General features: G+C 59.3%; 12 protein-coding genes. 6 read left to right on the forward strand and 6 right to left on the reverse strand.

All coding sequences use genetic code 11. From position 1 onward, the window contains the following. Window position 1 precedes the first annotated feature (1 nt). The gene (locus tag ABIE28_RS01655; RefSeq protein WP_354059526.1) at window positions 2-601 is read right to left on the reverse strand and encodes a zinc metalloprotease; all 600 of its coding nucleotides are present in this window, start codon (window positions 599-601) and stop codon (window positions 2-4) included. A 406-nt stretch (window positions 602-1,007) separates the two neighbouring features. Here ABIE28_RS01655 and ABIE28_RS01660 point away from each other — a divergent pair, with 406 nt between their 5' ends. The 6 genes from ABIE28_RS01660 (at window position 1,008) to ABIE28_RS01685 (ending at window position 7,374) form a co-directional block, all read left to right on the forward strand. Then, complete coding sequence (locus ABIE28_RS01660) at window positions 1,008-1,412, forward strand: c-type cytochrome (RefSeq protein WP_354059528.1); 405 nt, start codon at window positions 1,008-1,010, stop codon at window positions 1,410-1,412. 105 nt (window positions 1,413-1,517) lie between these two features. Beyond that, complete coding sequence (locus tag ABIE28_RS01665) at window positions 1,518-3,236, forward strand: pyrroloquinoline quinone-dependent dehydrogenase (RefSeq protein WP_354059529.1); 1,719 nt, start codon at window positions 1,518-1,520, stop codon at window positions 3,234-3,236. A gap of 55 nt (window positions 3,237-3,291) precedes the next feature. Next, window positions 3,292-4,110: a substrate-binding periplasmic protein gene (locus ABIE28_RS01670; RefSeq protein WP_354059531.1), complete on the forward strand. Its 819-nt coding sequence runs from the start codon at window positions 3,292-3,294 to the stop codon at window positions 4,108-4,110. An 89-nt stretch (window positions 4,111-4,199) separates the two neighbouring features. Beyond that, a complete protein-coding gene (locus ABIE28_RS01675; protein WP_354059533.1) occupies window positions 4,200-5,129 on the forward strand; it encodes an MYG1 family protein in 930 nt (309 codons plus the stop codon). Window positions 5,130-5,338: 209 nt separating this feature from the next. Next, window positions 5,339-5,677, forward strand: coding sequence for a hypothetical protein (locus ABIE28_RS01680; RefSeq protein WP_354059535.1), 339 nt, complete (start codon window positions 5,339-5,341; stop codon window positions 5,675-5,677). Continuing rightward, a complete protein-coding gene (locus ABIE28_RS01685) occupies window positions 5,674-7,374 on the forward strand; it encodes a methyl-accepting chemotaxis protein (RefSeq protein WP_354059537.1) in 1,701 nt (566 codons plus the stop codon). The genes ABIE28_RS01680 and ABIE28_RS01685 overlap by 4 nt, the downstream gene beginning before the upstream one ends. Here ABIE28_RS01685 and ABIE28_RS01690 read toward each other — a convergent pair. From ABIE28_RS01690 to ABIE28_RS01710, 5 genes are read right to left on the reverse strand one after another with little or no spacing between them, the layout of a single operon-like run. Next, the gene (locus ABIE28_RS01690) at window positions 7,371-9,011 is read right to left on the reverse strand and encodes a Na/Pi cotransporter family protein (protein ID WP_354059538.1); all 1,641 of its coding nucleotides are present in this window, start codon (window positions 9,009-9,011) and stop codon (window positions 7,371-7,373) included. The genes ABIE28_RS01685 and ABIE28_RS01690 overlap by 4 nt on opposite strands. A gap of 11 nt (window positions 9,012-9,022) precedes the next feature. Next, window positions 9,023-9,811: an inositol monophosphatase family protein gene (locus ABIE28_RS01695; RefSeq protein ID WP_354059540.1), complete on the reverse strand. Its 789-nt coding sequence runs from the start codon at window positions 9,809-9,811 to the stop codon at window positions 9,023-9,025. A gap of 25 nt (window positions 9,812-9,836) precedes the next feature. Next, window positions 9,837-10,613 (reverse strand): phosphodiesterase, encoded by a 777-nt coding sequence (locus ABIE28_RS01700; protein ID WP_354059542.1) that lies wholly within the window; start codon window positions 10,611-10,613, stop codon window positions 9,837-9,839. A gap of 26 nt (window positions 10,614-10,639) precedes the next feature. Beyond that, window positions 10,640-11,458 carry a carbohydrate ABC transporter permease gene (locus ABIE28_RS01705; protein WP_354066381.1) on the reverse strand — a complete coding sequence of 273 codons (819 nt, stop codon included), beginning with the start codon at window positions 11,456-11,458 and terminating at the stop codon, window positions 10,640-10,642. Window positions 11,459-11,460: 2 nt separating this feature from the next. Then, window positions 11,461-12,336, reverse strand: a complete 876-nt coding sequence (locus tag ABIE28_RS01710) for a carbohydrate ABC transporter permease (protein ID WP_354059544.1) — start codon at window positions 12,334-12,336, stop codon at window positions 11,461-11,463. Window positions 12,337-12,351 lie beyond the last annotated feature (15 nt).

Here is a 12,351-nt window from a genome sequence, read left to right on the forward strand (position 1 = left end):
CTCAGTTCGCTCCCAGCAGGCGCGCTAGGCCGCCGAAAAGCTTTGGAATGGCGTGGCTGTAGGTCAGCAGCAGCGCACCACCCAGTGTGAGTGAAATCCAAAAAAACCTGTCTACCAACTGCACATAGAGAGTAGGGGACAGAGACTGCAGCAGATAACCGCCGACGAGTGGCGGAATGGGCAGGAGATTGAACGCCACGGACCAGGCGGCAGTATTGGCGATGGCCCTGATGACCAGAGCGACAAAGGATGCGCTGTCAGCGGGCCAATACAGCGCAACCAAGGGCATTGTCGATCTCGCGGCCCAACCCAGCAGCAAGATAGTTGCCAAGGCGGCAGCTCCGATGATCGGTGGCGCCCATCGGCCTAGGCGGCATTTTGACGGATCGATCATCAGCTTGCGCGTCCAGCCGATCTGGGCGGTCACCACGCCGACTAAGGCAAAAAAATCGATGTGGACGAGGGGATTGGCGGTCAATCTGCCGTCGTAACTCGGTCCACTATCACCCAGTAGGCGGGCAAAAAACGCCAGGGAAAATCCGAGCGCCGACACGACCACAATGGCCGCTATTGTTCGGGCGAGAATGTCGGGGAACGTCAAGTCAAACACGGTATGCGGCCCCGCCCAATCGGTCGGCGGCGCGGGCTATTCTGGCGTGCCTGCATGCCAGGCTGCTTACCGAAATCATGGCTGCCCCCTCTTGTTGCCAGTGAGTGGAGCCTTCTGCGTGGTCTAGGTCAAGTATGGATTGTGTATTTATTGGAATGCAGGCTGAAAATCCAGAAGATAAATCATTTCATAAATATAGATCTGGATTTTAGGTGGGTTGGTCTAGATATTATCTGCCATCAGTCCTTTAATAGTATTATAGGATGGCGGGTGTATTTTACACGATTCATTCTGTTTATGGAATGGTTTCAAATCGTCGCTGTCTATGTATTGCGTGTTGACCCGGTTTGCTGTCGGACTGATCCTCCGGCTTGGCAAGCTCGGGAGGTAAGTCGTCATGGCTCAAAGCAGTATTATTTCGGCCGCGGTGGCACTTGTCGCACTTACATCGGGCGTGGCTTATGCGCAGCCGACATTTACCAGCGAACAGGCCGCCGCCGGCTTCAAGAAGTATGTAGACCAGTGCGACAGTTGCCACGGTGACCGGCTGGACGGCGGGGTCGGGGGAGGCCCGCCTCTGCAGGGCGACTACTTTTTCAACCTCTGGGGCGACCAGCCAATTTCGAGCGTCTTTGAATATATCAAAACCGCGATGCCCGCCGATACGCCCAACTCTTTGAGCAACAGTTCTGTAGCTCAGATCCTTGCCTATATCCTCGAATTCAACGGTCTGGAGCCAGGCGACGTGCCTTTACCGACGACGTTGGCAGAGCTCGACGAAATCATTCTCGAACATCCGTAACCAGCAGTTCGCCCTTCTGTTGGTTCTGCATGCACCACTTCCGGTCCTCTCATGGGGGCCGGAGGGTGTGTCTATGCGCAAAACAAGGGGCATGGAGGAGTAACTATGACGTGGAAAGTATTCACTGCCACGCTGTTGATCTCGACAGTCAGCGTGTTTGGGGCCACGGCTCAGGAGGGGGCCGCAGATCCCTGGGCCAATTTCAAGCCGGTGACAGACGAAATTTTAGCGAACCCTGCGGACGGCGACTGGCTCAACTGGCGCCGCACTCGTGACAGCTGGGGCCACTCGCCGTTGAGCGAAATTACGCCGGAGAACATTCGCAACCTGCAGATGGCTTGGTCATGGAACATCGAGCCGGGAACGTTTGAATCCACGCCCCTGGTCTATGATGGCATCATCTATATGGCCGGAGCGCGCGATGTCATCCAAGCGCTGGATGGTGCGACTGGCGATCTCCTTTGGGAGTACAAGCGCGAATTGCCAGAAGGATCGGGGGGCGGCACGCAGGGCGCAACCCGAAATCTTGCGCTCTATGGTGACCGGATTTTCACATCCACGGCTGACGCGCATGTTGTCTCGCTCGATGCCAAGACGGGCCAGGTTGTCTGGGACGTCGAAATGGAGGTGTGGGAAACCAGCAAGGTTGCTTTCAGCACTGGTCCGACCATTGTCAAGGGCAAGGTGATTTCGGGCCTCACAGACTGCCGCGTGTTCCGCGATGAACGTACTGGTTGCTACGTGGTGGCGCACGATCCCGAGAATGGCGAAGAGCTGTGGCGCACCTACACGGTGCCAATTGCCAGCGAAGAAGGCGGAGACACATGGGCCAATACGCCTGACTTTCTGCGCGCAGGTGGTAGCGTGTGGCATCCGTGCTCGTACGATGATGCTCAGGACATCATTCTGTGTTCCACAGGCCAGCCCTACCCATGGTCCAGTGTTGGCCGTGGGCACGAAGGGATCGCGCTCTACACTAACTCATCCATTGCTTTGAATCCGGATAATGGCGAGATCCTCTGGTACCATCAGTTCTCACCGGCTGAGACGCTGGATCTGGACGATGCGTTCGAGCACGTCTTCGTCGATGTGAATGGCGAGAAACGTTTCTATAAGATCGGCAAGGGCGGGACGCTCTGGGTCATGAACCGCGAAACGGGCAAGTACATCGATCACCGCCAGATGGTGTTCAATAACGTCTATGATGTGAATACTGAGACGGGCCAGGCCATCGTCAAGACTGAGAAGATCCCAGTCGACTTCGAAACCGCTGTTTTTGCCTGCCCGAGCACTGCGGGTGGTAAGGACTGGCATCCAATGGCGTTTAACCCGAACACGCGCGGCCTTTACATGCCGCTCAGCCAGAGCTGCATGAACTTCACGGCGCGTCAGGTTGAAACTGTCGTTGGCGGCGGCGGTACTGGTGGTTTCCGCACCTTCGCTCCAATGCCAGACGTCAATGGTCAGGGCCTGCTGGCCGCCATCAACGTCGATACGCTCGAAGAAATGTGGCGCCACGAACAGCATGCTCCGTTCCTGACGGGCATCCTGTCCACCGAAACCGGCCTGATCTTCGCTGGCGACCTTGATCGTTACTTCAAGGCATTCGACGCCAAAACCGGTGAAGTGGTGTGGCAGACCCGCCTGGCACAGTCCGTCCAGGGCATGCCGGTGGCCTATGAGATCGACGGCAAGCAGTATGTCGCCGTGCCGACCGGTCTTGGCGGCGGTAGCCCGCGCGCACAGGCCGCTCTTGTGCCCGACATCAAGATCCCTGCCAGCGGCAACAACCTGTTTGTGTTCGCTCTGCCAGATCGTCCGTAAGTAAGTATGGGCCGGGCACTTCGGTGCCCGGCCTTTCTAATTGGGGCGAGCAAAAATGAAGCTTTTGGCAGTTTGTACGGCGTTCTGTAGCCTCGTCGTCAGCGCCTTCGCCCAGCCGCTGGTTCAGCCCGATTTTTATGACGGGCGCGTACCGCAGCGCGGCAACAAGATCATCTTCTGCGTCTGGCCAACCAGTCCAATGGCCGATCTCGACCGCGCCATCGGCAAGGCACTCGCGAGCATCCAACTGTTCAAGCCGGAATTCTATGAGGTCAAAGTGGGGACCTCGGGCACTCAGGAGATTTTTGAGCAAGAACTGTTCGTTCACCTCATGGACCATTGCGATGCCGCCATGGGCACGAGCCTCAACTGGAAGCCGTTGCCCGAGTGGCTGACCATCACCGCGTCTTACTATGACATGCCCTATGCTTTGGTTGTCCACGATCCCGATGTGGTGTCCTTGGGGCAGTTGCCGACTGGGGGGAAGATCGGGTCGGTGATGTTCTCGCAAGCTGACCTTGATCTAACGCGAACGCTACAGATCGAAGGTACATCTCGGCTGGTCCGTGTTCCCTATGATACGCCCAACAATATCCTCGACGCAGTCGTGGCGGGGAGGTTGGACGCAGGCATTGTCCCCGGCTACGCCATTCCAGGCTTCCGGGCGCAGCATCCAGATACCGAGATCCACACGGCTTCTACATCGCCGGTGACGGTGAAGCCCGAACTGTTGGGGATCACGGTGTTGAGCCGTGACAGCTATCTACGCGTCCTGCTGGATCAGGCCATTGCCGTCCTCAAGGCGGATGGTGGATTGGCCGAGGTGGCTGACGAGCTCGGTTTTCCGGTCGCTGGCCTTGGCGAAAACCTTTGAGCGCTCACCGCGAAGCTTGAGATTGTGGGGTGCTAAGTCTATCTGGGGGCCAATCAAATTGGTTTGCCGCGCTGAAGGGCCCTTCGTTCATGACACCAGATTTTCTCGTTACCCATTCGGGTGGCTTTCACGCTGATGAGCTGTTGTCGAGCGTCATCCTGACACGGCTTTTTCCGGCGGCGCGGATTGTCCGCAGCCGCGCGCCGGAGTGGATCACGCCGGGGTCGGATCGGATCGTTTACGATGTGGGCGGCGCTTATGATGCTGCGGCCCAGATTTTTGATCATCACCAGCGTGGTGCGCCGCTGCGCGATGATGGCCATCCCTACAGCTCGTTCGGGCTGATCTGGAAGCACTATGGCAGAAACTATCTAGCGGCCATGGCCGTACCGGAGGCGCATATCGAGACCGTGCATGCCTCGACCGATGCCAAATTCGTTCTGCCGATCGATCTGGTGGACAATGGCGCGCTGAGCCCGGCGGTGGCCGGACCGTTGGCAGGGCTGACCTTGCCGACTTTGCTCGAGACGCTGAAACCGGTTTTTGACGAAACGGCGGCCGATGCGGATGACGTCGCGTTTCACGATGCCTTGGTGATCGCGCGCAGTTTCTTTGAAGCCAGCGTCAAGCGTTCGGCCGCCAAGTTGCGGGCCGAGGGACTTGTTGCCGACGCTATTGCCAAGGCCGGTGATGGCCGGGTTCTCGAATTGCCGATGGGTATGCCGTTCCGGCCGGCCATCATCAAAGCCGGTGCGGATCAGTTGCTGTTCGTGATTCATCCCCGTGACAAGGACTGGTGTCTTACAACCATCCGCAAGGCCGATGAGGGATTTGAGGTCCGCGCGGATCTACCTGCTGCGTGGGCTGGGCTGACCAATGCCGATCTTGAGGCAGCCAGCGGCGTCGCTGGGGCGAGCTTCTGTCACAATGGACGCTTCGTCGCGGCGGCCAAGACCCGAGAGGCTGCGCTGGCCATGGCCGGCATCGCTGTTGCAGAAGCGGTGGCGAACGGCGCGTAGGTCGCCATAGCGCCTTCGTATCAACGCCTCCAGCGCACACCCGTCGTCGTTCGACAGAGAACAACGATGGGTATTTATTCCCCATAATCGCCGTTTCATCACAGGTTCGTTAACGGTTGGATGATTAACTGGTAGTCGGTTGCTCTTGCGAGCGACCGCTAACGGTACTCAGTTTTGAAGGGGTAGCTGCGTTGTATGGGGCGCGCGGCTTGAACTTGGCAGAGACGGAAAGGCCGCGCTGGCGCGCTGCGGTAGGCCTGATTGTTGCTGCTGCACTTCTGACATTTTCTGCGATGGCCATCGGCTATCATCAGCCGCCTGAACGCGGCGAGATCGGCGTGGTTTTCCCACCCTGGGTTAGCCAGATTGAGGCCTTCGACGCCGTCATCGATGCCGGTGGACGCCTTACCGCTGTGGGCCGGTTCCCCAATATCGTTATCGCATTTGCCTTGGATGGCGACTTTGCGCAGCGCGTCACGGCGCGCGGCGCTCTTTTTGTTACGGCCGCGAGGGGGCTCTGCGCGCCGGTTGAGGAGTTTCAGACATGACCCTTGAGATACTTCGACAGCGGGTGGCGCTGGTGCTTGTCGCTCTGACCGCCGTGTTGGCCGCGGTGACACTGGTTGTAGAGATTGCCCGTTTCGGCGCTGTCGGCGTCGCGTCTGTGCTGGCTATCGGCCTGAGCGCCATCATGGCGATAAGCTTTTATCTGTTCCGCGTTCGGTCGCCCGGCCGTTATGTGACCGTCACTGTACTAATGGGGCAGGTGGGCGCGGTACTAGTCGCCATGCGTGGTGACCCACTCCAAATTGACATGCATATGGCGTTCTTTGCAGCGCTAGCAATGTGTGCTCTTTTATATGATAGTCGGGCAATTCTGCTGGGCACAGTACTGGTCGCGTTACACCATCTAGGTTTGGGGCTGCTGTGGAGTGATCTGGTATTCTACGGCGCTGGCGGGCTTGATCGCGTCGCGCTTCACGCGGTCATCCTTGGGGCGGAATCTGCTGCCTTGATTTGGATGACCATAAATACCAATCTCGTATTATCGGTTGCCGAAGATCGCGCAATTGAAGTGGCACAAAGCGCAGAAACTGCGCAGGCGAATGCCGCGGAAATCCTACGTGGTGCCACCTCGGCACGTCGCCACACGGAGCGAATGAACCAACTTCAGAAAGAGTTTGCTGCGGTTGTTGAGGCGGGCGTCGACGGCGATTTCAGCCGGCGTATGCTGTCTCGATACGACGATGAGGGCCTCGATCATCTGGCCGAAAAGACGAACTTGCTGGTTGAACGTGTCAATGTTGGTCTGAGTGCCACCCAGGCGGTCTTACAAGTTATGGCCCAAGCCGATGTCACAAGCCGGGTGAACGGTGACTTCAAAGGGGTCTTCTCAGACCTCCAGCATCATACCAATGCCGTTGCTGAAAAGCTTGCGGAAGTGGTCGGCCAACTCAAGCTGGCATCGCGATCGCTCAAGCATGCCACGTCGGAGATACATTTCAGCGCCAACGACCTGTCTCAACGCACTACCAACCAGGCAATTACGATCGAAAGAACCTCTAGTGCCATGGCCGAATTGGCCGTGACGGTGCAGCACAATGCCGAGCGTGCTCGCGAAGCTAGTCTGGTTGCTGCTAGCGTCACCCAGACGGCAGAGGACGGTGGCCAAGTTATGCATCAGGCGACGGAGGCGATGGAACGCATAACGCAATCTTCCACCAAGATTTCCGACGTGATCGGCATGATCGACCATATCGCGTTTCAGACCAATCTTTTGGCCCTGAACGCCTCCGTAGAGGCCGCGCGTGCTGGTGACGCCGGTAAAGGTTTTGCTGTCGTCGCCGTTGAAGTGCGAAGACTTGCACAGTCGACAGCCAGTGCCTCCGCCGATGTTAAGCGGTTGATTGAGCAGTCTAATGGTGATGTGCAAAGCGGATCGCGACTTGTACTCGACGTCGCTGATAGCCTCGAAGCTATGCTGGCCTCTGCCCGCAGCTCGAACGCTCTGATGCAGGAAATCGCTCGCGACAGCGGAGAGCAGGCGGCGGCGATCGAACACATCGGCAGTTCCGTTCGTGCCATGGACGAGATGACCCAGCACAATGCAGCGCTGGTACAGCAGATCAATGGAGCGATCGAACAGTCAGAGGCGCAAGCCTCGGAACTGGATCGGATCGTTGGCATCTTCACGACCGAGAATGAACCTGTTTCTGCCAGCTATCCGCGACGTATCGCCGGTTAGCCTTTGCGCAGGCGGCTATCGCGCAAGAGCCCCGCGTCTTTGAGGATGGGGTGCGCGACTGATGCCAGGTGCGAGTTGATGCGTTTGAGGTCGCGCAGGATATCGAGGTGAAGTGACGTGGTTTGAAGGGTGGCGACGTGGCGTTCCTGCAGCCGGGTCATATGGCGTGTGGCGGAGTCACGTTCCTTGACGCGAATGGCGAGTTTGCTCTCCATCAGGCGGCGCGCCAAACGGGTATCACGGCTGAGGAACACGCTCTGCGCCAGTTGCAGATTGTCCAGCGTATCGAGGTAGAGCCCTTCGATCTCGACCAGCCCATCGGGCGAAAACTGCAGCTGCTTTTCGATCTTCTTGAGGGTGAGCCGGGAGAGGCTGCGCTCAATGATGTCGCCAACATGCTCTAGGTTGACGGCATAATCGACAATCGCATTGGCCTGGCGCAGCGCGTCGGCGTCCAGATTGGCGTGATCGAGCCGCGCCAGATAGAGCTTGATGGCGCCCTGCAGAGTGTCGACCTGATCATCGAGCTTGAAGATGCTCTGGCACAATTGCTCGTCATTGGCCTTGAGCGCACGCAGGCTCACCTCGAGCATGTTTTCGATGATGTCGCCGACGCGCAGCGTTTCACGGGTCGCGGCGGCCAGTGCCGACGGCGGATCGGTTAGCGCAAGTTCGTCGAGATGGCGCGGGCCGGATTCGCTCTCCATGCCTCGGTCGGGCATAAGCCTTGTCATCAGCCTGGTCAGCGGGGTGATCAGCGGCAAGAGGATTATCGCCAGCGCCAGGTTGAAGCCGACATGGGCGTCGACGACCAGCCGCGACAGGTCACTGTAGCCGCTGACGAGCGGGATGATCCAGCCCATGGCCACAAGCAGCAGGCCAGCGCCAAGACTGCGCGCCACCAGATTTGTGGTGGCCACACGGCGCGCGGCGATGCCCTCGCTGCCCGAGGCCAGCACGGGCGGCAGGGCGCCGCCGATATTGGCCCCGGCGACCAGCAGCAGGCAGAGCGTCGCATCAATACTGCCGGCGCCTGCCAGCGACATCACGAACAGCACGACGGCAAGGCTTGATGCCGATACGGCTGCCAAAAGCGCGGCGAGCCCTATCGCAATGATCGGCGCGCCGCCGAGAAGCGAGAAGAAGCTGGCGACCGCAGGGGATTCCCGCATTGGCAGCGTGGCGCTCGACATCAGGCTGAGCGACAGAAGCATCAGGCCAAGGCCGATGATCGCCTCGCCGATGCCGCGACTGCGCTTGGATTTGCGGCTGCTGGTGAAGACGCCGACCAGCAGGGCGGCAGGGCCGAGCCAGTGCAGATCGAGCGCCAGCACCTGCGTGACGATGCTGGTGCCGACATTGGCGCCCAGCATAACGGCTTGCGCCATCACGGGCGTCACGAGGCCCTGCGCTACGAACGAGCTGACCATGATGGCCATGGCCGTGCTGCTTTGCAGCGCAAGGGTGGTGACTAGGCCGGCGCCAAAGGCTGCAAAGCGGTTGCGCGTACTGGACGCGAGAAACAGCCGCAATTGCGTGCCAAAGGCGGCATTGACCCCTGATTTCAGTGACCGCAATCCCCATAACAGAAGGGCTGCTGCCCCCAGCAAGTCGATAAGGAGGATCGTCGAGGACACTGTGTCTCCCTTTAGCCCATGTGAGTGATGAGAGCGCCTCGTGGCACGGCCGGGCTGACCAATTCGAGGAATTCAGGCTTGCCGCAAGCAAACTTGAACTTTGATGCGAGTGTGCTGGTGGACCAGTCTATGGTGCTGCCGAAGCCAAGCTGTGTGAGAATGGGCATAGCGGCCATGAGATCCCAGCTGGATTCTCCCATGCCGATGTAACCATCCACTTCGCCGGTCGCGACTTCAAGCAGCGATAATGTCGCCGAGCCGCAGCAGCGGAAGACCATGCGCGCATCGTCAATAACAAATCTGAGCATTTGAAGGCGGTCATCGGTCGGGATGGCAGGGTGGAATCCAACGCCGGTCGAGGCACGGCTGCGGTCGAAACCTTTGGCCAGCGCAAGCGGGACGCCATTGATGGAAGTGGGGACGCCTTCGCCGCCGACAACCAGTTGCTTGCGCACCGGCACGTTGATCACGCCAAACGTTGGTGCGCCGTCTTCGTAGAGGCCAATCGAGACGGCCCACTGGTCGCCGCCGCGCACGAAGTTGAACGTGCCATCGATCGGGTCGATGACCCAGGTGCGGCCGGAGGTGCCTTCGACGGCATTGCCTTCTTCGCCAAAAATGCCGTCATCCGGGAAGGCGACGCGCAGGCGGCTGGTGACCAGAGCCTCAACTTCCTTGTCGGCGGCGGTCACGAGATCAAGGTGGCCCTTGGATTCGACCGGGACGCTGGCGAGCTTGTGGAAGTGGGAGAGAGCCAGTTCACCGGCTTCGTGGGCAATGGCCTCAATTGCGGCTTGCATAATAGTATTCCGTGGTCAGGGACAATCAGATGGAGACGTAGCGGGCGTGGACAGACAGTCCGCCGCTCTCGTTTAGCCTATGGATGTAATAGGCGTAGGGTTCCGAGACGATGCCCGGTTCGGCGTGGGTTTGATCGAGATCGAGGTCGATCTGGAAAGCGGGACTTCCACCAACGGCGGCGAACACGCCGTTCCAGATGGCCTGATAAGGGCGGTGAATGTGCCCGGACAAAATGCGCAGGTTGCCGCTGTAGTTGCGCACGATCTCGCCCAGTTCATCGGCGCCGATGATCAGCGACATATCATCGAGCCCTTTGATGCCGGACGGGAATGCCGGGTGGTGCATCAGGATCAGCGTGAGCCCATCGGTCACCGTTTCCAGTTTGCGGCGCAGCCAGGCGAGTTGCTCGGCGTCGAGCTGGCCGGCAACCTTGCCGTCGATCAGCGTATCGAGCGCAAGGATGCGCACACCACCGACTTCGGCCTCGTAGTGCAGGGTGCTGGCGGAGGTGAATGGCAGATCGCTGAAGGCGGCGCGCAGGGTGTCCCGCTTGTCGTGGTTTCCAGGAATGACGAAGACCGGCACGGTGATCGGGGACAAAATGTCCTTGAGCAGCGCGTAGTCGGCGTCGGAGCCGCCGTCGGTCAGATCGCCGGTAAAGCACACTGCTTCGATCTTGGGCGTGAAAGCGACGAGGTCGGCCACCACCTTGCGCGCGGCCGCTTCGGCGTCGGCACGCACCAGTGACGTTTCGGGCGCACTGGCGAAAACGTGGAAATCGGAGATATGGGCGATAAGCATGATGGGCTCGTGGGTGATGCGATTGATCAGCGGATACCGGCGCGCATGAAACTCTGCACGAACTGGCGTTGGAACAGCAGGAAGGCGATCAGAAGCGGCGCAACCGACAGCAGGGTGGCGGCGGTCACAAGGCTCCAGTCGACGCCCTGTTCGACGGTAGCGAAGACCTGCAGGCCCACGGTGATCGGCCGGGTATCGACCGAATTGGTAACGACGAGCGGCCAGAGGAAGTTGTTCCAGTGATAGCTGACCGTCACCAGCCCATAGGCGATGTAGGTTGGCTTGGCGACCGGCACGAAGACACGCAACAGCACCTGGATCGGGTTGGCCCCTTCAAGCCGCGCGGCTTCTTCGAGTTCCTTGGGCACGCTCTTGAAATTTTGGCGGAACAGGAAAATGCCGAAGGCTGACGCCAGATAGGGCAGGCCCATGGCGAGCGTCGTATCAAGAAGACCCATATTGGCGAGGGTCTTGTAGTTTTCGACCAGCAACACCTCGGGCATGATCATCAACTGGACGAGGACCAGCATGAACAATATCTCCGAGCCGCGGAACGGGAAGCACACAAAGGCATAGGCGGCCATGGTGCAGACGACGAACTGGCAGACCAGAATGAGCGACACCAAAAGGAAGGTGTTGAGGAAGTAGCGCGGGAAGGGCGCAACGCTCAGCACGCGGCTGAAATTTTCCAGCGTCCATGGTGCGAAGAGATCAAACCGCGTCGCGAAGGCGGGCGGGTGAAACGCCGTCCAGATCGCATAGAGCAGGGGCAGGACCCAGATGATGGCGAGGAGCCAGGCGCCAAGCGTGGTCAGCGCGATGATTGGCTTGCTGCGGGATTCCATGCTCATCGGTAGTGGACCTTCTTGTCGGCATAGCCGAACTGGAACAGGGCGATCAGTGCCAGGATGGCCAGAAGCACGACGGTGAGCGCTGCGGCGTAGCTGGTGTCCCAGAAGCTGAAGCCGGTTTGATAGATGTAGAACAGCAGCAGGGTCGTCGCGTTGTCGGGACCGCCCTTGGTCATCGAGATGACGTGGTCGACTAGGCGGAAGGCACCGATGACCGCGTTGATCGACACAAAGAGGGTGGTGGGCATCAGCAAGGGCAGGGTGACGCGACGCAGGATCTGCATTGGGCTGGCGCCTTCAAGGCGCGCAGCTTCGAGCAGGGTCGGCGAAATCTGCTGCAGGGCCGCCAGATAAAAGATCATGAAAAACCCGGCTTCTTTCCAGACCGTGATGACGATCAGGGCCCAAAGCGCGGTGTCGGGCGTGCCGAGCAGGTTGTTTCCGGCAAGACCGAAGGGGCGCAGGAACTGGTCGATCAGGCCATAGTCGGGGGCGTAAAAGAACAGCCAGATATTGGCGACGGCGACCATGGGCAAAACGGTTGGCGTAAAGAACGCCATACGCACCAGCGATTGGCCGCGCAGCTTGGAATTGACCAGCAGGGCCATGCCCAGAGCCAGCGCCATCGACAGCGGAATGGTCGTCACGGCGTAGATGGCGTTGTTGGACATCGCCTTCCAGAACACCGGATCGTTGATCATGACGTCGTAATTATCGAGGCCGACAAACTCGGCAGAGCGCCGGCCCCGAGGTGTTGAAAACAGGCTGTTGATGATCGTTGTCAGGATCGGCTGATAGGTAAAGGTCCAGAGGAGCACTGCTGCGGGCAGCAGCAATAGACTGCCGTAGAGCGCGTTTCTTGAGAGCTTCATGGTTCCAGTTCCGAT

It is taken from the genome of Devosia sp. 2618, from assembly GCF_040546815.1.
Taxonomy (GTDB): domain Bacteria; phylum Pseudomonadota; class Alphaproteobacteria; order Rhizobiales; family Devosiaceae; genus Devosia.